Annotated in this window: 17 protein-coding genes and 3 tRNA genes; 9 read left to right on the top strand and 11 right to left on the bottom strand. The window is 62.2% G+C overall.

Annotation, left to right across the window (positions count from 1 at the left end; genetic code table 11):
• Window positions 1-12: 12 nt before the first annotated feature.
• The 4 genes from pheA to mtnA form a co-directional block, all read right to left on the bottom strand.
• Window positions 13-1110 carry a prephenate dehydratase gene (pheA, locus tag CFY91_RS13090; RefSeq protein WP_093986816.1) on the bottom strand — a complete coding sequence of 366 codons (1098 nt, stop codon included), beginning with the start codon at window positions 1108-1110 and terminating at the stop codon, window positions 13-15.
• Window positions 1110-2192, bottom strand: a complete 1083-nt coding sequence (serC, locus tag CFY91_RS13085) for a 3-phosphoserine/phosphohydroxythreonine transaminase (protein ID WP_229727163.1) — start codon at window positions 2190-2192, stop codon at window positions 1110-1112. Before serC ends, pheA begins: the two co-directional genes overlap by 1 nt.
• A gap of 64 nt (window positions 2193-2256) precedes the next feature.
• The gene (gyrA, locus tag CFY91_RS13080) at window positions 2257-5004 is read right to left on the bottom strand and encodes a DNA gyrase subunit A (protein WP_093986814.1); all 2748 of its coding nucleotides are present in this window, start codon (window positions 5002-5004) and stop codon (window positions 2257-2259) included.
• Window positions 5005-5121: 117 nt separating this feature from the next.
• Window positions 5122-6201, bottom strand: a complete 1080-nt coding sequence (gene mtnA / locus CFY91_RS13075; RefSeq protein ID WP_093986813.1) for an S-methyl-5-thioribose-1-phosphate isomerase — start codon at window positions 6199-6201, stop codon at window positions 5122-5124.
• 121 nt (window positions 6202-6322) lie between these two features.
• Between mtnA and CFY91_RS13070 the strand changes: the two genes are divergently transcribed.
• The 5 genes from CFY91_RS13070 to CFY91_RS13050 all read left to right on the top strand — a co-directional run bounded on the left by CFY91_RS13070 (window position 6323) and on the right by CFY91_RS13050 (window position 11015).
• A complete protein-coding gene (locus CFY91_RS13070; protein ID WP_093986812.1) occupies window positions 6323-7663 on the top strand; it encodes a TRZ/ATZ family hydrolase in 1341 nt (446 codons plus the stop codon).
• A gap of 9 nt (window positions 7664-7672) precedes the next feature.
• The gene (ubiG, locus tag CFY91_RS13065; RefSeq protein WP_093986811.1) at window positions 7673-8371 is read left to right on the top strand and encodes a bifunctional 2-polyprenyl-6-hydroxyphenol methylase/3-demethylubiquinol 3-O-methyltransferase UbiG; all 699 of its coding nucleotides are present in this window, start codon (window positions 7673-7675) and stop codon (window positions 8369-8371) included.
• On the top strand, window positions 8371-9042 hold the full coding sequence (mupP, locus tag CFY91_RS13060; protein WP_093986810.1) for an N-acetylmuramic acid 6-phosphate phosphatase MupP: 672 nt from the start codon (window positions 8371-8373) through the stop codon (window positions 9040-9042). The genes ubiG and mupP overlap by 1 nt, the downstream gene beginning before the upstream one ends.
• A 105-nt stretch (window positions 9043-9147) precedes the next feature.
• A complete protein-coding gene (locus CFY91_RS13055) occupies window positions 9148-9888 on the top strand; it encodes a YciK family oxidoreductase (RefSeq protein ID WP_093986809.1) in 741 nt (246 codons plus the stop codon).
• Between the two features lie 200 nt (window positions 9889-10088).
• Entirely contained in the window at window positions 10089-11015 is a 927-nt protein-coding gene (locus CFY91_RS13050) for a GGDEF domain-containing protein (RefSeq protein ID WP_093986808.1), read from the top strand.
• Here CFY91_RS13050 and CFY91_RS13045 read toward each other — a convergent pair whose 3' ends face one another.
• From CFY91_RS13045 to uvrY, 7 genes are all read right to left on the bottom strand, one after another.
• Entirely contained in the window at window positions 11016-11435 is a 420-nt protein-coding gene (locus tag CFY91_RS13045) for a ribonucleotide reductase subunit alpha (RefSeq protein WP_308809870.1), read from the bottom strand. It abuts the gene before it with no gap.
• Window positions 11436-11532: 97 nt separating this feature from the next.
• Window positions 11533-11619, bottom strand: a tRNA-Leu gene (locus CFY91_RS13040).
• A gap of 135 nt (window positions 11620-11754) precedes the next feature.
• Window positions 11755-11828 (bottom strand) — tRNA-Cys (locus CFY91_RS13035).
• Between the two features lie 37 nt (window positions 11829-11865).
• Window positions 11866-11941: transfer RNA gene (locus CFY91_RS13030), tRNA-Gly, on the bottom strand.
• A 72-nt stretch (window positions 11942-12013) separates the two neighbouring features.
• Complete coding sequence (gene pgsA / locus CFY91_RS13025) at window positions 12014-12574, bottom strand: CDP-diacylglycerol--glycerol-3-phosphate 3-phosphatidyltransferase (RefSeq protein WP_093986930.1); 561 nt, start codon at window positions 12572-12574, stop codon at window positions 12014-12016.
• 33 nt (window positions 12575-12607) lie between these two features.
• On the bottom strand, window positions 12608-14431 hold the full coding sequence (uvrC, locus tag CFY91_RS13020) for an excinuclease ABC subunit UvrC (protein WP_093986807.1): 1824 nt from the start codon (window positions 14429-14431) through the stop codon (window positions 12608-12610).
• Between the two features lie 3 nt (window positions 14432-14434).
• Window positions 14435-15079: a UvrY/SirA/GacA family response regulator transcription factor gene (uvrY, locus tag CFY91_RS13015; protein WP_093986806.1), complete on the bottom strand. Its 645-nt coding sequence runs from the start codon at window positions 15077-15079 to the stop codon at window positions 14435-14437.
• Between the two features lie 228 nt (window positions 15080-15307).
• Here uvrY and mnmC point away from each other — a divergent pair, with 228 nt between their 5' ends.
• The 4 genes from mnmC (at window position 15308) to CFY91_RS12995 (ending at window position 18473) form a co-directional block, all read left to right on the top strand.
• Complete coding sequence (gene mnmC / locus CFY91_RS13010; protein ID WP_093986805.1) at window positions 15308-17272, top strand: bifunctional tRNA (5-methylaminomethyl-2-thiouridine)(34)-methyltransferase MnmC2/FAD-dependent 5-carboxymethylaminomethyl-2-thiouridine(34) oxidoreductase MnmC1; 1965 nt, start codon at window positions 15308-15310, stop codon at window positions 17270-17272.
• Between the two features lie 82 nt (window positions 17273-17354).
• Window positions 17355-17912 (top strand): Tll0287-like domain-containing protein, encoded by a 558-nt coding sequence (locus tag CFY91_RS13005; RefSeq protein WP_093986804.1) that lies wholly within the window; start codon window positions 17355-17357, stop codon window positions 17910-17912.
• The gene (locus CFY91_RS13000) at window positions 17909-18178 is read left to right on the top strand and encodes a metal-sensing transcriptional repressor (protein WP_093986803.1); all 270 of its coding nucleotides are present in this window, start codon (window positions 17909-17911) and stop codon (window positions 18176-18178) included. Before CFY91_RS13005 ends, CFY91_RS13000 begins: the two co-directional genes overlap by 4 nt.
• Window positions 18179-18209: 31 nt before the next feature.
• Window positions 18210-18473, top strand: coding sequence for a YheU family protein (locus CFY91_RS12995; RefSeq protein WP_093986802.1), 264 nt, complete (start codon window positions 18210-18212; stop codon window positions 18471-18473).
• Window positions 18474-18482: the final 9 nt, after the last annotated feature.

Here is an 18482-nt window from a genome sequence, read left to right as displayed (position 1 = left end):
TTTAGGCCGCGCTTACAGAACGGCTTTCGGATAAGAGCCCAGTACCTTGAGCGCCACGGCTTCCTCGCCAATTTTCTCCAGCACGTCGCGAATCAGCGGATCACGGTGATGGCCGACGAAGTCGATGAAGAACACATAGGTCCATTTGCCACTGCGTGACGGGCGGGTTTCGATGCGCGTCAGGTCGATGCCATTGTTGTGGAACGGCACCAGCAGCTCATGCAAAGCCCCCGGCTTGTTGCTCATGGAAACGATGATCGACGTCTTGTCATCACCGGTTGGTGGCACTTCCTGGTTGCCGATGATCAGAAACCGTGTGGAGTTGTCCGGACGATCTTCGATCTTCTCCTGCAACTTGCTCAGACCGTAGAGCTCGGCAGCCATATCACCGGCAATCGCCGCACTGTTCCATTCGCTCTTCACGCGCTTGGCGGCATCGGCGTTGCTGGCCACGGCAACCCGCTCGACATTCGGATAATGCGCGTCGAGCCACTTGCGGCACTGAGCCAGGGACTGTGCGTGGGAATAGATACGGGTGATCTTGTCGGTCTTGGTGGTATCGCCGACCAGCAGGTGATGGTGGATGCGCAGTTCCACCTCGCCACAAATCACCAGGTCATGCTCGAGGAAGCTGTCCAGGGTGTGGTTGATGGCGCCCTCGGTGGAGTTTTCCACCGGCACCACACCGAAATTGACCGCCCCGGCGGCCACTTCGCGGAACACTTCGTCGATGGCTGCCATCGGCTGGCTGACCACCGCATGACCGAAATGCTTGAGCGCTGCGGCCTGACTGAACGTCCCCTCGGGGCCGAGGTAGGCGATCTTCAGCGGCTGCTCCAGGGCCAGGCAGGAGGACATGATCTCGCGGAACAGACGCGCCATTTCCTCGTTGTCCAGCGGCCCCTTGTTCAGTTCCATGATGTGCTTGAGCACCCAGGCTTCCCGCTCGGGACGATAGAACACCGGCTTTTCGCCTTCCTTGAGCGCCTGCGTCTTGACCCGCGCCACATCCTGGGCACAGCGCGCGCGCTCACTGATCAGCTCGAGGATCTTCTCGTCGAGGCTGTCGATACGCACCCGCAGCGCCTTGAGCTGATCAACGTCGCTCATCAGGCATGCTCCTTCTCGAACTCGGCCATGTAGGCCACCAGCGCCTCGACGGCATCCAGGCCGGTCGCGTTGTAGATCGAGGCGCGCATACCACCTACCGAGCGGTGCCCTTTCAGGTTGAGCAGGCCGCGCGCTTCGGCGCCGGCCAGGAAGGCCTTGTCGAGCTTCTCATCGGCCAGGCGGAACGGTACGTTCATCCACGAGCGGGCGCTCGGCTGGATCGGGTTGGTGTAGAAGTCGCTGGCATCGATGGCCTTGTACAGCAGGTCCTTCTTCGCCTTGTTGCGCTTCTCCATCGCAGCAACGCCACCCTGCTCCTTCAGCCACTCGAAGACCAGGCCGGAGAGATACCAGGAATAGGTCGCCGGGGTGTTGTACATGGAGCCGTTGTCGGCGGCGACCTTGTAGTTGAGCATGGTCGGGCAGACGCTGCGGGCGCGACCCAGCAGGTCTTCACGGATGATCGCGACGACCAGGCCGCTGGGGCCGATGTTCTTCTGCGCGCCGGCGTAGATCAGGCCGAACTTGGAGACGTCGATCTCGCGGGAGAGGATGTCCGAGGACATGTCGACCACCAGCGGGGTGTCGCCCACCTCGGGAATCCAGTCGAACTGCAGGCCGCCAATGGTCTCGTTGCTGGCGTAGTGCACGTAGGCCGCGTCTTTAGACAGCTGCCACTCGTTCTGTCCGGGAATGGCGAAGTAGTCATAGCCCTTGGCACTCGCGGCGACATTCACTCGCCCGTAGCGCTGCGCCTCTTCGATAGCCTTTTTCGACCAGATACCGGTCTCGATATAGTCGGCCACGCCGTCTTCGGGCAGCAGGTTGAGCGGAATCTCGGCAAACTGCTGGCTCGCCCCGCCCTGCAGGAACAGCACCTTGTAGTCGTTGGGGATGCACAGCAGGTCGCGCAGATCCTGCTCGGCCTTCTCGGCAATGGCTACATACTCGTCGCTGCGATGGCTCATTTCCATCACCGACAATCCCTTACCCTGCCAGTCAAGCATCTCGGCCTGGGCACGTTGCAGTACAGCGGTAGGCAGCGCGGCTGGGCCGGCGCAGAAATTGTGGGCTCGCTTCACGTGTGGTTCTCTCGGCTCAGCGCAACCGCCGGCCAGGCGGCGGTGCGTCATACGGGGTTATCGGTTATTCCTCGGCGACACTGCTCTCGGCATCATCATCGCCTTCGCCATCCAGCAGCTCGTCCTCATCCACGCCAGAGGGCTCCTGCACGCGCTCCAGGCCAACCAGCGTTTCATCGCTGGCCAGTTTGATGAGAATCACGCCCTGGGTGTTGCGACCCATTACGCGCAGCTCGTCGACACGGGTACGCACCAGGGTGCCCTGATCGGAAATCAGCATGATCTCCTCACCGTCCTGCACCTGGATGGCGCCCACCAGCTGCCCGTTACGCTCGTTGATGACCATGGCGATCACCCCCTGGCCACCACGACCACGCCGTGGGAACTCTTCCATGGCCGTACGTTTGCCATAGCCACGCGCAGACGCGGTCAGAATCTGCGCCCCCGGCTCGGGGATCAGCATGGAAATCAGCCGCTGCCCTTCAGCCAGGCGCATGCCTCGTACGCCGCGAGCGATACGACTCATGGTGCGGACGTGTTTTTCCTTGAAGCGGATCACCTTGCCGGCATCGGAGAACAGCATGACTTGCTTGGCACCGTCGGTGATCGCAGCAGCGATCAACGTGTCGCCCTCTTCCAGCTTCAGGGCGATCAGGCCGCTGGAGCGCGGTTTGCTGAACTGCACCAGGGGGGTCTTTTTCACGGTACCGAAGGCGGTGGCCATGAAGATGTAGGCGCCGGTCGGCTCATCCTGTTCATCATCAGCCACTTCACCATCGAGCTCTTCGGCAATGTCGGCTACTTCAGGCTCGACCAGCTCGCCCTCGATCACTGCGCCATCGCTGTCGTCCAGCTCCTCGCCCTGTTCGGCGGCCTGCTGGCGCAAGGCCTCCAGGTCGACCTGCAGCATCGCGGTGATACGCTCCCCTTCGTCCAGCGGCAGCAGGTTGACCAGCGGGCGACCACGCGCAGTACGCGAAGCCTCGGGGATCTCGAAGGTGCGCAGCCAGTAGACCTTGCCCTTGCTGGAGAACAGCAGCAGGGTGGCATGGCTGTTGGCGACCAGCAGGTGCTCGATGTAATCCTCGTCCTTCACCCCGGTGGCCGACTTGCCCTTGCCGCCGCGACGCTGGGCCTGGTAGGCGGCCAGCGGCTGGCTCTTGGCATAGCCACCATGGGAGATGGTCACCACACGCTCTTCCTCGGGAATGAGGTCGGCAATGGTCAGGTCTTCCTGGCTGGCACGAATCTCGGTACGGCGGGCATCGCCGAACTCGGCCTTGACCTTCTCCAACTCCTCACGGATCACTTCCATCAAGCGCTCGGCACTGGTCAGGATACGAATCAGCTCGCCGATCTGGGTGAGGATTTCCTGGTACTCGGCCAGCAGCTTCTCGTGCTCCAGGCCTGTCAGGCGGTGCAGGCGCAGCTCAAGAATGGCCTGGGCCTGCTCAGGCGAAAGGTAGTACTTGCCCTCGCGTAGACCATACTGCGGATCCAGGTCTTCCGGGCGGCAGGAATCGGCACCAGCACGCTGCACCATGGCTTCCACGGCAGAGGATTCCCAGGCCGTGGCGATCAGGCGCTCCTTGGCCTCGGCCGGCGTCGGCGAAGCCTTGATCAGCTCAATGACTGGGTCGATGTTGGACAGGGCGACCGCCTGGCCTTCGAGGATGTGGCCACGCTCGCGCGCCTTGCGCAGTTCGTAGACGGTGCGACGGGTCACCACTTCGCGACGGTGACGAACGAACACCTCGAGCATGTCCTTGAGGTTCAGCGTGCGCGGCTGGCCGTCGACCAGGGCCACCACGTTGATACCGAATACGCTCTGCATCTGGGTCTGCGCGTAGAGGTTGTTCAGCACCACCTCGCCGACTTCACCACGACGCAACTCGATGACCACGCGCATGCCGTCCTTGTCGGACTCGTCGCGCAGCTCGGTGATGCCTTCGATCTTCTTCTCTTTGACCAGCTCGGCGATCTTCTCGATCAGCCGCGCCTTGTTCAGCTGGTAGGGCAGCTCGGTAACGATGATTTGCTGGCGGTTACCGCCCTTCTCCATCTCCTCGACGGTAGCGCGGGCACGCATGTAGATGCGCCCACGACCGGTGCGGTAGGCCTCGATGATGCCTGCGCGGCCGTTGATGATGCCCGCGGTGGGGAAATCCGGACCGGGGATGTAGTGCATAAGCTCGTCGACGGTCAGCTCGGGGTTGTCGATCAACGCCAGGCAGCCGTCGATCACCTCGCTCAGGTTGTGCGGCGGGATGTTGGTGGCCATGCCCACGGCGATGCCCGACGAGCCGTTGACCAGCAGGTTGGGGATCTTGGTCGGCATGACCGCAGGAATCTGCTCGGTGCCATCATAGTTGGGCACCCAGTCGACGGTTTCCTTGTCCAGGTCGGCCAGCAGCTCATGGGCTAGCTTGGCCATGCGCACCTCGGTGTAGCGCATGGCCGCGGCATTGTCGCCGTCCACCGAACCGAAGTTACCCTGGCCATCGACCAGCATATAGCGCAGCGAGAAAGGCTGGGCCATGCGCACGATGGTGTCGTAGACAGCAATGTCACCGTGCGGGTGGTATTTACCGATCACGTCACCGACCACACGGGCGGACTTCTTGTAGGGCTTGTTCCAGTCGTTGCCCAGTTCGCTCATGGCATACAGCACGCGGCGGTGCACCGGCTTCAAGCCATCACGCGCATCCGGCAGCGCACGCCCGACGATCACGCTCATGGCGTAGTCGAGGTAGGACTGTTTCAGCTCGTCTTCGATATTGACCGGGAGGATTTCTTTGGCCAGTTCGCCCATAGGTAGCCAGGTTCCTTGTTATAAGCGGGGTCCTGCGATAAGCCGCCGATAGTACCACAGCACGGCGCCACAAGGCTGCCGACAAGCGCAGCAGCTGGCAGCAGCCGGCCAAGCCACTCAATGCAAGCGCTTGCGACTCATCAACTGGGCCATTTTCTCTTCCGTGGGGCGTTCGACCACACCTTTTTCAGTGACGATCACGTCAATCAGGTCGGCGGGAGTGACATCGAACACCGGATTGACCGCAGGCACCTCGGCAGCCACGCGCTGCCCGCCCAGCTCCAGCAATTCGCGACCATCACGCTCCTCGATGGGAATGTCGTCGCCATGCGCCAGGCTCATGTCGATGGTCGAACTGGGAGCCACCACCATGAAGCGCAAGCCATGATGCATGGCATTGATGGCCAGCTGATAGGTACCGATCTTGTTGGCTACATCACCATTGGCGGCTATCCGGTCAGCACCCACAATCACCCAGGTGATTTCCCCGCTCTTCATCAGATGCGCCGCTGCCACGTCGGCATTCAGGTAGACCGGCACACCATCCTCGGCCAGCTCCCAGGCGGTCAAGCGGGCGCCCTGCAGCCAGGGGCGGGTTTCATCGGCATACACCCGCTCCACCAGGCCGGCCAGATGCGCGGCGCGGATTACCCCCAGCGCAGTGCCAAAGCCTCCCGTCGCCAGGGCACCGGCATTGCAGTGGGTGAGCAGGCATTGCCGACTGGCCTGGTGACGACGAATCTGTTCCATGCCGTACTGCGCCATGGTCAGATTGGCTTCGCGGTCACTGGCATGAATGCCTCGCGCTTCTGCTTCCAGAACCTGTAGCAGGTCTTCACCGGGGCGCAGACGCAGCCAGCGCTCACGCATGCAGTTCAGCGCCCAGCTAAGGTTGACTGCCGTAGGACGTGCGGCTGCCAACAGGCGGCAATCGGCCTCAAGCCCGGCCAATTGCGCGGGCAGCGCCTGATCCCGGCGCTGCCGGGCAGCCAGCACCACGGCATAGGCGGCAGCGATACCGATGGCCGGAGCGCCGCGCACAATCATCTCGGCAATCGCCCGCGCCACCCCGGCCGCACTGTCGAACGCCAGCCAGACCTGCTGCTGCGGTAGCAGACGCTGATCAAGCAGGTACAAGGCGTCATCGCGCCAGTGGATGGCCTGGATCTGTTCCGCCGCCAGCAACTGCTCGCGCATAACACTCTCCCTCTACATAAAGGTCGCGCAGTATACGCACCCAATGCGGCATTGCCGCAGCCAGGCCACGAAACGCATGCCTCGGTTATACTGCGCGACCCAATCCGCCGGAAGCCCTGCGATGCCCAACCAGCCTGCCCCGCTCGACCTGCTGTTGCTGCCCACCTGGCTGGTACCGGTGGAACCGGCTGGCGTGGTACTGCGTGAACATGCGCTGGGCATTCGTGACGGACGCATCGCCCTCATTGCCCCACGCGAGCAGGCGCTACGCCTGGAGGCCCGCGAGGTACGTGAACTGCCCGGGCAGCTGCTTTGCCCCGGACTGGTCAATGCCCACGGACACGCCGCCATGACCTTGCTGCGCGGCCTGGCCGATGACCTGCCACTGATGAGCTGGCTGCAGGAGCATATCTGGCCTGCGGAAAGCCGTTGGGTGGATGAGGCATTCGTGCGCTGCGGCACCGCTCTGGCGATCGCCGAGCAGGTCAAGGCCGGCATCAGCTGCTTTGCCGACATGTATTTCTACCCGCAGGTTGCCAGCGAAGTGGTGCATGCCTGCGGCGTGCGCGCACAGATCAGCATTCCTCTGCTCGACTTCCCAGTGCCCGGCGCACTGGATGCCCAGGACGCGTTACGCCATGGCCTGCAACTGTTCGATGACCTACGCCAGCATCCACGCCTGAGCGTGGCCTTCGGCCCGCATGCGCCCTATACGGTGAGTGACGACAAGCTGGCCAACATCGCCATGCTGGCCGAGGAAGTGGATGCCGGTATCCACATGCACATCCACGAAACCGCCGGGGAAATCGAGCAAAGCCTGGCCAGCCACGGCCAACGCCCGCTGGCTCGCCTGCAGCGCCTGGGCCTGTTGGGACCACGCCTGCAAGCCGTGCACATGACCCAGATCGACGAAAGCGACCTGGCCATGCTGGTGGAAAGCAATGCCAGCGTCATCCACTGCCCGGAGTCCAACCTCAAGTTGGCCAGCGGCTTCTGCCCGGTGGAACGCCTATGGCAAGCCGGGGTCAATGTAGCGATCGGCACGGACGGCGCCGCCAGCAACAACGACCTCGACCTGCTCGGCGAAACCCGTACTGCCGCCTTGCTGGCCAAGGCCGTCGCCGGTTCGGCGCAGGCCCTGGACGCCCATCGCGCATTGCGTATGGCTACGCTCAATGGCGCCCGCGCACTGGGCCTGGACACACAAATCGGCTCACTGGAAATCGGCAAACTGGCCGACCTGGTCAGCTTCGACCTCTCGGGGCTCGGCTGCCAACCTCTGTATGATCCGGTTTCACAACTGATCTATGCAGCCAACCGCCAGTGCACCCGCCACCTATGGGTTGCCGGCAAGCAACTGCTGGACAATGGACGCCTGCTACGCCAGGACGAAGAACAACTGATCAGCCAGGCCCAGCAATGGGCCGGGCGCATTGCCGGCAGCCCGACAGCGACTGCCTGAGGACCCCAGATGAGCAACGTCGATCACGCTGAAATCGCCAAGTTCGAAGCTCTTGCCCACCGCTGGTGGGACCGCCACAGCGAATTCAAGCCGCTCCATGACATCAATCCCCTGCGGGTCAACTGGATCGATCAGCGCATCCCTCTGGCCGGCAAGCGCGTGCTAGACGTCGGTTGCGGCGGCGGCATCCTCAGCGAAGCCATGGCGCAGCGTGGTGCCACCGTTACCGGCATTGACATGGGCGAAGCCCCCCTGGCGGTAGCGCGTTTGCATCAACTGGAGTCCGGGGTCAACGTCGATTACCGGCAGATCACTGCCGAGGCACTGGCCGAAGAAATGCCCGAGCAGTTCGATGTGGTCACCTGCCTGGAAATGCTCGAACACGTCCCGGACCCCGCCTCGGTAATCCGCGCCTGCCAGCGCCTGGTCAAGCCAGGTGGCCAGGTGTTCTTCTCGACCATCAACCGCAACCCCAAGGCCTACCTGTTTGCCATCATCGGCGCAGAGTACGTACTGCGCCTGCTGCCGCGCGGCACTCACGAATTCAAGAAGTTCATTCGCCCCTCTGAACTGGGCGCCTGGTGCCGCGCAGCCGACCTGGAAGTCCGCGACATCATCGGCCTGACCTACAACCCGCTGACCCGCCGCTACAAGCTGGAGGCGGATGTCGAAGTCAACTACATGATCCAGACCCTGAAGGAGGCCTGATGCGTCTGCGTGCAGTGCTCTTCGATATGGACGGCACGCTGCTCGACAGCGCGCCGGACTTCATTGCCGTGATTCAGGCCATGCGCAGTGCCCGCGACCTGCAGCCCATCACGGCCCAGGCTGTCCGTGATGTCGTGTCAGGCGGCGCACGGGCCATGGTTGCCGCCGCCTTTGCCGAAGCGCCCGGCACTGCCGCTTTCGAGGCCCTGCGCGAGGAGTTCCTGCAACGCTACCAGGCCCACTGCGCGGTGCTGACCCGGCCCTATCCAGGCATCAGTGAACTGCTCAGTGATATCGAGCGTGCCCATCTGCGCTGGGGCGTAGCCACCAACAAACCGCTACGCTACGCCGAGCCGATCATGCAACAGCTGCAGCTGCACACACGCAGCGCCGTGCTGCTCTGCCCCGAACATGTCGCACAGAGCAAACCGGCACCCGACATGCTGCTGCTGGCCTGCCAGCAGATGGCCCTGCAACCGGGCGAAGTGCTGTTCGTAGGCGATGACGAGCGCGACATTGCTGCCGGCCGCGCTGCCGGCTGCCGGACAGCGGCAGTGACCTGGGGCTACATCCATCCCGAGGACCACCCTAGCCACTGGGGCGCGGACGTGATCGTCAACCATCCCGGCGAACTACGCAGCGTGCTGGACAACGCACTGTGCGGCTGCTGAGCAGCGCACCCCATTGAACCGTACCCCCGACTTTTTCTCGGCATGCCGGGCACAGACTTGCAGCCTTGCTGCCTGAAGCTGGACGCTCAGCGAAGGAGCTCTTCCATGTTCGACTATCAAGCCCGCCCCGATCTGCTCAAAGGTCGAGTAATTCTGGTCACCGGCGCCGGGCGCGGCATTGGTGCCGCCGCCGCCAAGAGTTATGCGGCACACGGTGCTACCGTGCTACTGCTGGGCAAGAACGAAGAAAATCTCAACCAGGTGTATGACCAGATCGAAGCGGCTGGGCATGCCCAGCCCGTGGTGATTCCCTTCAACCTGGAAACCGCCCTGCCTCACCAGTATGACGAACTGGCCGCAACCATCGAAGGCGCCTTCGGCCGCCTCGACGGCCTGCTGCACAATGCCGCGGTACTGGGGCCGCGCACGCCGATCGAACAGCTGTCTGGCGATCACTTCATGCGCGTCATGCAGATCAACGTCAACGCCGCCTTCATGCTCACCAGCACCCTGCTGCCGCTGCTTAAGCTCTCCGCAGACGCCTCGGTCGTCTTCACCTCAAGCAGTGTCGGTCGTCAGGGACGCGCCTATTGGGGGGCTTATGCCGTCTCCAAGTTTGCCTGCGAAGGCTTGATGCAGGTACTGGCTGACGAGGTCGAGGGAATCAGCCCGGTGCGCGCCAACAGCATCAACCCAGGCGCTACCCGTACCGACATGCGCGCCTTGGCCTATCCCGGCGAAAACCCGGCCAGCAACCCCGCGGCGGAAGACATCATGCCGCTGTACCTATACCTCATGGGGCCGGATAGCCAGGGCATCAACGGCCAGGCTCTCAACGCGCAATAAGCAACCTTGGTGACGGCTTTCCGTCACCGGTGCGAAATGCGGCAATGGATTGCCGCCAACAAGCGCCAGACTGCCGGCGCGGCATTCGAGAAAATCGCCAACAGCAAACGTATCTTATTGATTTAAAACGAATAATATAATTGGCATGGAAATCGCTTAAACAACCTCACCATCGCATTACGCGTTAGAGATTAGCGACCATGCCGACGCCCACCCGTAGCAACACCATCGACTTCGATGCCGCCAAGCTCCAACGCCTGGGCTTTGCCGGCAAGCGTCGCCCCTCTCCCAAACCGGTGAGCCTGGGCGAACTGCGTCGGCAACTGAACCTGCAACTGCAGACCAGCCTGGAAGCCGAGCGCATCCTGGGCCTGTTCTTCCAGGAGGTGCAGCGCCTGGTGCCCTTGGACGCACTCTGCTATCAACACAGCAATGATGACTTGCGTATTGAGCTGGGCCAGCGTGCGCCACATTCGGCAGCCTATCGCCTCAGCCATGACGGCCAGTACCTGGGCGACATCACCTTCCGGCGTGCCCTGCGTTTTGATGAAGGTGAACTGGCACAACTGGAAACCCTGCTCAGCTGCCTGCTGTTCCCGCTGCGCAATGCCCTGCTGTATCGGGAAGCCGTGCTCAGCGCCCTGCGCGACCCACTGACCCAGACCGGCAACCGCATCGCCATGAATCAGGCCCTGCAGCGCGAAGTGGACATAGCCAAGCGCAGCAGCCAGCCGCTGTCAGTACTGATGGTGGATATCGACCACTTCAAGCGCATCAATGACAACTACGGTCACAGCGTGGGCGACGAGGCCTTGCGCGAAGTAGCTGGCGTGCTGAAGGCCAGCCTGCGCAACATCGATATGGTATTTCGCTATGGTGGCGAAGAATTTCTGGTGCTGCTGTCGAACACCAGCAGCGAGGTCGCGGCGATGGTCGGAGAACGCCTGCGCCAGGCCGTACACAATCTGCAAGTGGTGTTCCAGGGGCAGGCCCTGCAGATGTCCATCAGCCTGGGCTGCGCCACGCTACAAGCCGGCGAGTCCGTTGACGGACTGCAACAGCGAGCCGATCAGGCGCTGTATCAGGCCAAGCGCAACGGTCGCAACCGCCTCAACCTGGCCAGCTGATCAGCCATTGCTCAACTGCAACAAACTGCCCTGCCGATCAAAAGCAAGGAAGCTGGCGACTCGCCCAGTACGAATCCCCTCAACCATATAACGCAACGACTGCTCGACCTGCTCCTCTCCCGGCCCCACGCCAGCCTGACCAGACAGCGCGGCAACAAACATCACCACCCAGTCCTGGGCAGCCTGTTGTGACTCCTCAACCAGGGCGGCGAAGCTGCTCAACTCCTCGGGCGTCTTATCCACACAGACTACCGGGGCCAGATGGCCACCCGCACCCGCCGCAAAGCGCTCCGCCTGCTCGGCGGTATGCCCTTCCGGTAGCTCCGGCTGAGTAAACACGAACAGCAGACGCTGCGGATCAGGCTGCTGGCGGGCCAGCAAGAGAAGGTCATCAAAGGATTCGATCGACATCTGGGACATACGGGACTCCCGGCAGGAGGGCTGTTAGACCGGCAAGCGGGTTAACCAGCCACCGGAAGCAGACCGGCAGGCAAAAACGCGCGCCTACCGGCGAAAGTGGTGCCCGAAGCCGGACTCGAACCGGCACGCCATTACTGGCGAGAGATTTTAAGTCTCCTGCGTCTACCGATTTCGCCATTCGGGCGGTAGCGCTACGCATGCCTGGAGCATGCGCTGGGGGTGGACTATATAGCCCATCGGCCGGCCTAACAAGCGCCAAGGGCACCTGCATCCCCAACAAAAAAGCCCGGAAATCATTGATTTACCGGGCTTTAATGTTTGGAGGCTGAGGTCGGAATCGAACCGGCGTTCACGGATTTGCAATCCGGTGCATAACCACTCTGCTACTCAGCCTTGAAACAAACGGGCCGCTTAAACGGCCCGTATAAACTGGAGCGGGAAACGAGACTCGAACTCGCGACCCCGACCTTGGCAAGGTCGTGCTCTACCAACTGAGCTATTCCCGCTTGCTGTCAGCATCTGACGGGCGCCATTCTAACCATTCAAGAAAGCCCGTCAAGCCTTTGATTCAAAAAACTTTATTTACCCGCTCCAGGTGCACTCAGGTGCGGCCAGGCAGCGCGCAGGTATTGCACCATGGACCAGATGGTCAACCCTGCGGCAACCAGCAGCAAGGCATAGCCCAGGCCAACCCACAGGGTAAACTGCGGCGGATTGGCCAACAGAATAACCAGCGCCACCATTTGTGCCGTGGTTTTCCATTTCCCCAGGCTGGAAACAGCGACCTGGGCACGTGCCCCAAGCTCGGCCATCCACTCGCGCAAGGCCGAGATGACGATTTCCCGGCCAATAATGATGGCGGCCGGCAGGCTCAGCCAAAGATTGGCATGCGCCTCGACCAACAATACCAGCGCAACCGCTACCATCAGCTTGTCAGCCACCGGATCAAGAAATGCGCCAAACGGCGTGCTCTGTTGCCAGCGACGTGCCAGATAACCATCCAGCCAGTCGGTGATCGCCGCAAGGGAGAACACCGCACTGGCTGCCAGGTAGCTCCAGCTGAACGGCAGGTAGAACAGCAGGATGAACACCGGGATCAGCAAAACGCGCAGTACGGTGAGCAGGTTGGGGATATTGATCAAAACGGTAGGCCTTCTGTAGGTGCAGGCATTCTACTCGGAGTGCAGGACGGCATAAATCTGCTCGGCCAGCTTTTTACTGATCCCGGGCGTTTTGGCAATTTCCTCGACGCTGGCTCGCCCCAGCTCCTGCAGACCACCAAAGTGTTTGAGCAGCTCGCGCCGACGTGTCGGGCCAACCCCCGCCACATCCTCCAAACGTGAGGTACGACGAGCCTTGCCACGCCGGGCACGATGGCCGGTAATGGCAAAGCGGTGCGCTTCATCACGCACCTGCTGGATCAGATGCAGAGCCGGCGAGTCAGCCGGCAAGGTAAAGGCCTGATCGGCCGTGTCGCGGTACAGCACCTCGAGGCCTGGCTTGCGCGTGGTGCCCTTGGCCACGCCCAGCAGCAACAGGTCATGCAAGCCTAGTTCCTGCAGTACCTCGCGTGCCATGTTCAACTGCCCCTTGCCACCATCCACCAACAGGATATCGGGTCGTTTACCTTCTCCTTCGGCAAGCCGGGCAAAGCGGCGCTGCAAGGCCTGGCGCATGGCGGCATAGTCATCGCCTGGCGCCACGCCCTCGATGTTGTAACGACGGTAATCACTCTTCAATGGCCCTTCCGGCCCCATCACCACACAGGATGCCACGGTAGCCTCACCACTGGAGTGACTGATGTCGAAGCACTCCAGGCGCTGCGGCGCCTCATCCAGCTGCAAGGCCTCACCCAGCGCGTCGAAGCGTGCCGCCAAATGCTGCCGATTGGCCAGGCGCGCCAGCAGGGCTTGCTCCGCGTTGGTCACGGCAAGCTGCTGCCAGCGCGCGCGCGTACCACGTACCCGCCAGGCAATGTCCACGGCTCGCCCGCGCACCTCGGCCAGCGCAGCCTGCAGCAGTGCCAAGTCATCGTGGTCGTGATTGACAATCAAGGCATCGGGCAGCTCTCGCTCACTGCCACCCAAGTAATACTGACCGAGAAAGGCCAGCAGCACCTCGGCGCCCTCTTCTTCGATGGCCACCTGGGGAAAGAAGTTCTTGCTGCCCAGCACCCGCCCGCCACGCACGCTGATCAGGTGCACGCAGGCACCACCAGGACTCACCAGTGCCGCCACCACGTCGACATTGCCCTGACCACCCTCCATGTGTTGCTGATCCTGTACACGGCGCAGCAAGGCTATCTGGTCACGCAGTTCGGCAGCCCGCTCAAACTGCAGATCCTGCGCGGCCTGTTCCATGGCTGCAGCCAGTTCGGCACTCAGTACATTGCTACGCCCTTCGAGGAACATCACCGAGCGGCGCACATCTTCAGCATATTCGGCCTCGTCAACCAGGCCGACGCAAGGTGCCTTGCAGCGCTTGATCTGGTACTGCAGGCAGGGACGGCTGCGATTACGGTAGTAACTGTCCTCGCACTGGCGGACCTGGAACGCCTTCTGCAGCAGATTAAGGCTCTCGCGAATGGCCAGACCACTGGGATAAGGCCCGAAGTAACGCCCTTTGCTACGTTTGCTGCCACGGTGCAATGAAAGGCGCGGAAAGGCATCGTCACTGAGCAACACATAGGGGTAGGACTTATCGTCGCGCAGCAGGATGTTGTAAGGCGGGCGCCATTCCTTGATCAGGGTCTGCTCAAGCAGCAAAGCCTCGGTCTCATTGCCGGTAATGGTGGTTTCCACTTGGGCAATGCGCGCCACCAGCGCGGCTGTTTTGGGAGCCAGGCCACTCTTGCGAAAGTAGCTGGACAGGCGTTTACGCAGGTTCTTGGCCTTGCCGACGTACAACAGGCTACCAGCCGTGTCGAACATCCGGTAAACACCCGGATGGCTGCTGCAGGTTGCCAGGAAGGCCGCCGCATCAAACGTATCGCTCATGGATCAGCCCGCGGTATCGACCATGCCGTGGCGCACCGCCAGCAGGGTCAGTTCCACATCACTGGTGACACCCAGTTTCTCGTAGATGCGATAGCGGTAGGTATTGACCGTCTTCGGCGAGAGGCACAACTTGTCGGAAATGTCCTGCACCTTGTGGCAATTGACCACCATGAGGGCAATCTGCATTTCTCGCTCGGAGAGTGTCTCGAACGGTGAGCTACCCGCCTGCGGACGCAAGGCCTTGATCGCCAGATCCTGAGCCACGCTGGGTGTCAGATAGGTACGCCCGGCAAATACCTGGCGAATAGCGCTAACCATTTCTTCCTGCGAGGCGCCCTTGGTCAGGTAGCCACTGGCGCCTGCCTGCAACAGGCGTGAGGGAAACGGATCCTCTTCACAGACGGTCACCGCAATGACCCGGCACTGCGGCAGGCTGACCGCCATCTTGCGGGTCGCTTCCAGGCCGCCGATACCCGGCATGCGCACATCCATCAGCACCACATCCGGCTTGTGGGTGCGCGCCAGCTGCAGCGCCTCCTCCCCCGAGCGGGCCTCGGCAATCACCTGCAGGCCATCGACCTCCTTGAGCAGCTGGGTGATGCCTCTGCGCACCAGGTCATGGTCGTCTACCACCATCAGACGGATCACCGATCACCTCACCCACAGCCGCACGGCCGAACAAAGAGACACAGTCGTGCACAGGGCACGAGACAGACGGCATTCTACACGTTTCGCCTGGCTTGGCACTGCAACTGCTCGTCAGGCAACTTGCCTGTGGTCAATGTCACGGTGGCGATTTATCGGCAGCATGGGCATCCTTGCCACTCTTTCAATTGGCGTCCAGTTTCGCGACGCCTGCTGTTTCATAGGTCAGTGATGTCAGATTTTCAGTGCGCCAGACTCGACTGGGATGAACAAGGCCAGCCGTTATCCAGCGAATTCGATGATGTGTACTTCTCCCGAGCCAGCGGCCTGGAAGAAACCCGCCATGTATTCCTGCAACACAACCAACTGGCAGAGCGCTTTGCCCAACTCAGTCCCGGCAGTCATCTGATCATCGGCGAAACCGGTTTCGGTACCGGGCTGAATCTGCTGTGTGCCTGGCAATTGTTCGAACAGCATGCACCTAACGGCTGCCAACTGCATTTCATCAGCACGGAAAAATACCCGCTGCGCCGGGATGACTTGCGTCGCGCCCTGGCGCTCTGGCCGGAACTGGCTGACTACAGCAGCGAGCTGCTCAACCATTACATTGCCATTCACCCCGGCTTCCAGCGCCTGCATCTAGCCAAGGGCCGAGTCATCCTGACCCTGCTGCTGGGCGATGCGCTGGACAGCCTGCGCGAACTGGATGCCCAGGTGGATGCCTGGTTCCTCGACGGCTTTGCTCCAGCCAAGAATCCGCAAATGTGGAGCGCCGAACTGTTCGCCGAACTGGCCCGTCTGTCGGCACCTGACGCGACACTGGCCACCTTCACCAGCGCTGGCTTCGTGCGGCGCGGACTGCAGGAAGCCGGCTTCTCGGTGGCCCGCGTCAAGGGCTTCGGACACAAGCGCGAAATGCTCGCGGGCCACTACCGTGGGCCGGCACAAAATCCCCATGCGCCCTGGTATGCACGGCCACCGCAGTCTGGCGAGCAGCGTCAGGCGCTGGTCATCGGTGCCGGTTTGGCGGGTTGTTCGGCAGCAGCCAGCCTGGCCCGGCGCGGCTGGCAAGTAACGATACTGGAACGCCGCGACCAGCTCGCCGGAGAAACCTCCGGCAACCCGCAGGGCATGTTGTACATGAAGCTGTCGGCGCATCACACGCCGCTCTCCCGCTACATTCTCAGCGCCTTCGGCTACAGCCGTCGGCTGCTTCAGCAGCTTCCCGAGGGCACCACTTGGTCAGCCTGCGGGTTGCTGCAACTGGCCTACGACGACAAGGAGCGCGAGCGCCAGGCGCAATTGGCCAAGGCTTTTCCTGCTGACCTGCTGCACCCGGTCAGCCAGACAGAAGCCGAGACGCTGGCCGGCGTGGCCCTGCCCTGGGGTGGGCTGTTCTATCCGCAAGCCGGCTGGGCCAATCCCCCCAGCCTGTGCCGGCAACTGGCTGAACACCCGAATATCCGTGTCCGCCTGGGCTGCGAAGTCAGTCGACTGCAACGCGTCGATGGCCAGTGGCAAGCCTGGCAAGGCAACGACGTCCTGGCCAGCGCACCGGTACTGGTACTGGCCAGCTCAGCCGAAGCCGACCGTCTGCTACCCGAGGCCGAGCTGCCACTCAAACGAATTCGCGGCCAGGTAACCTGCGTCCCCGTCACCCCGGCCAGTCGTGCTCTGCGTACGGTGGTCTGCGCTGAAGGCTATGTGGCTCCGCCCATGGGAGACGTGCACACCCTGGGCGCCAGCTTCAGGTTCCACAGCGAAAACCTGGCCCTGAGCCCAGAAGAACATCAAGACAACCTGCGCCAGCTGCAGGAAACCTCGCCTGACCTGGCCGAACGCCTTTGCCTGGATGAGCTGGACGTCCGCCACCTGGACGGCCGCGCCGGATTCCGCTGCACCAGTCCCGATTACCTGCCACTGGTCGGCCCGCTGGCTGCTAGCGATAGCTTCAAGCAGACTTACCAAGCACTGGCACGTGATGCACGTCTGCAACCGGATGCACCCTGCCCCTGGCTGGAGGGGTTGTACCTGAGCACTGCTCATGGTTCGCGAGGACTGCTCAGTGCCCCCATGGCTGGCGAACTATTGGCGGGCTGGATCAACCAGGAACCGCTGCCCGTGCCACGCGCCGTCGCCGAAGCCTGTCACCCCAACCGTTTCATGCTGCGCAAACTGATCAGGGGACAGTCGTGATGCCGCGCCTGGCCATTGCCGATTGCCAGGAAGTAGCAATGCAAACATACTCACGGCAGTATCCTGAGACGGAGATAAGCCGATGCGTTTAGCCCTATTGCTTGCCGCCCTGCCCAGCCTGACGCTGGCCCAGCCCACCACTGACGATAGCCACCTTGCGCAGCAGGCCGCGCAGTTGATCCCGGCGTTTCAACAGCAACTGCTAGCCACCGTCAAACAGGCCGTAGAACAGGGTGGTCCGGCACAGGCCGTGCAGGCATGCCAGACCCTGGCGCCACGCATCGCCGCAGAGCACAGCCAGCAGGGCTGGCAGGTCGCTCGCACAGCGCTGCGCGTGCGTAATCCGGCGAATCGCCCTGACGCCTGGGAGTTACAAACCCTGCTGGACTTCCAGCAACGGGCAGCGGCGGGCGAAGACCTCAGCCAAATGACCGCAAGCACTACCCTGGATGGCGAGTTTCGCTTCATGAAAGCCATCCCGACCGGTGAACCCTGCCTGGCCTGCCACGGCAGCGAAATCAAGGCAGAACTAGCCACCCTGATCGACCAGCGTTACCCCGACGACCAGGCCCGCGGCTTCCAGGCGGGTGAATTGCGTGGCGCCTTCAGCCTGCGCCGAACCGTGGAGAACACCCCATGACCGACAATATTGCCGCCGCCCATCAGGACGCCATGCTCAAACGCCTGGCGCGCATCGAAGGGCAGATTCGTGGCATTCAGGCGATGATCCGCCGCGGTGACAACTGCGAGGCCATCGCACAACAGTTCGCCGCCTCCCGCAAGGCGCTGGACAAGGCTTATCAGCAGATGCTTGCCTGCCTGCTTGAGGAAGCCGTGCTCAACCCTGAACTGGACAGCACAGCAACCCTGGCACAGGTACGGGCCATCTTTACCAAGTACACCTGATGCCCGCGCCGGCCTTGCAGCGAGCCACACCATGCTGATTCCCCATCACCAACTGGCTGACGACACCCTGACGCGCCTGATTGAGGATTTTGTCACCCGTGACGGCACCGATCACGGTGACGAAACGCCCTTGCCGGTACGCGTGGCACGGGTACGCCAGGCGTTGGCAAAGGCCGAGGCAGCCATTCTCTATGACCCGGACAGCCAGCAATGCCAGTTGCTGGCCTGGCATGAACTGCCCAAGCCATGGCGGGATGAATTACGCTGCCTGCAGCAGGAAGACCACGACCGGTAACCGCCGACC

This window comes from Pseudomonas fluvialis (assembly GCF_002234375.1).
Classification (GTDB): Bacteria; Pseudomonadota; Gammaproteobacteria; order Pseudomonadales; family Pseudomonadaceae; genus Aquipseudomonas; species Aquipseudomonas fluvialis.
The sequence above is the reverse complement of the archived record's forward strand: the minus strand, read 5'-3'. Positions and strand labels throughout refer to the sequence as shown.

What these genes read in the sequence shown, in the direction of transcription:
- mtnA (WP_093986813.1), bottom strand. Translation starts at nt 6,201, where the DNA reads ATGCGCGAGCAGTTGCTGGCGGCGGAACAGATCCAGGCCATCCACTGG.
- uvrC (WP_093986807.1), bottom strand. Translation starts at nt 14,431, where the DNA reads ATGAGCGATACGTTTGATGCGGCGGCCTTCCTGGCAACCTGCAGCAGC.
- gyrA (WP_093986814.1), bottom strand. Translation starts at nt 5,004, where the DNA reads ATGGGCGAACTGGCCAAAGAAATCCTCCCGGTCAATATCGAAGACGAG.
- mnmC (WP_093986805.1), top strand. Translation starts at nt 15,308, where the DNA reads ATGTCAGATTTTCAGTGCGCCAGACTCGACTGGGATGAACAAGGCCAG.
- CFY91_RS13000 (WP_093986803.1), top strand. Translation starts at nt 17,909, where the DNA reads ATGACCGACAATATTGCCGCCGCCCATCAGGACGCCATGCTCAAACGC.
- CFY91_RS13050 (WP_093986808.1), top strand. Translation starts at nt 10,089, where the DNA reads ATGCCGACGCCCACCCGTAGCAACACCATCGACTTCGATGCCGCCAAG.
- pheA (WP_093986816.1), bottom strand. Translation starts at nt 1,110, where the DNA reads ATGAGCGACGTTGATCAGCTCAAGGCGCTGCGGGTGCGTATCGACAGC.
- CFY91_RS13055 (WP_093986809.1), top strand. Translation starts at nt 9,148, where the DNA reads ATGTTCGACTATCAAGCCCGCCCCGATCTGCTCAAAGGTCGAGTAATT.
- mupP (WP_093986810.1), top strand. Translation starts at nt 8,371, where the DNA reads ATGCGTCTGCGTGCAGTGCTCTTCGATATGGACGGCACGCTGCTCGAC.
- CFY91_RS12995 (WP_093986802.1), top strand. Translation starts at nt 18,210, where the DNA reads ATGCTGATTCCCCATCACCAACTGGCTGACGACACCCTGACGCGCCTG.
- ubiG (WP_093986811.1), top strand. Translation starts at nt 7,673, where the DNA reads ATGAGCAACGTCGATCACGCTGAAATCGCCAAGTTCGAAGCTCTTGCC.
- CFY91_RS13070 (WP_093986812.1), top strand. Translation starts at nt 6,323, where the DNA reads ATGCCCAACCAGCCTGCCCCGCTCGACCTGCTGTTGCTGCCCACCTGG.
- CFY91_RS13005 (WP_093986804.1), top strand. Translation starts at nt 17,355, where the DNA reads ATGCGTTTAGCCCTATTGCTTGCCGCCCTGCCCAGCCTGACGCTGGCC.
- CFY91_RS13045 (WP_308809870.1), bottom strand. Translation starts at nt 11,435, where the DNA reads ATGTCCCAGATGTCGATCGAATCCTTTGATGACCTTCTCTTGCTGGCC.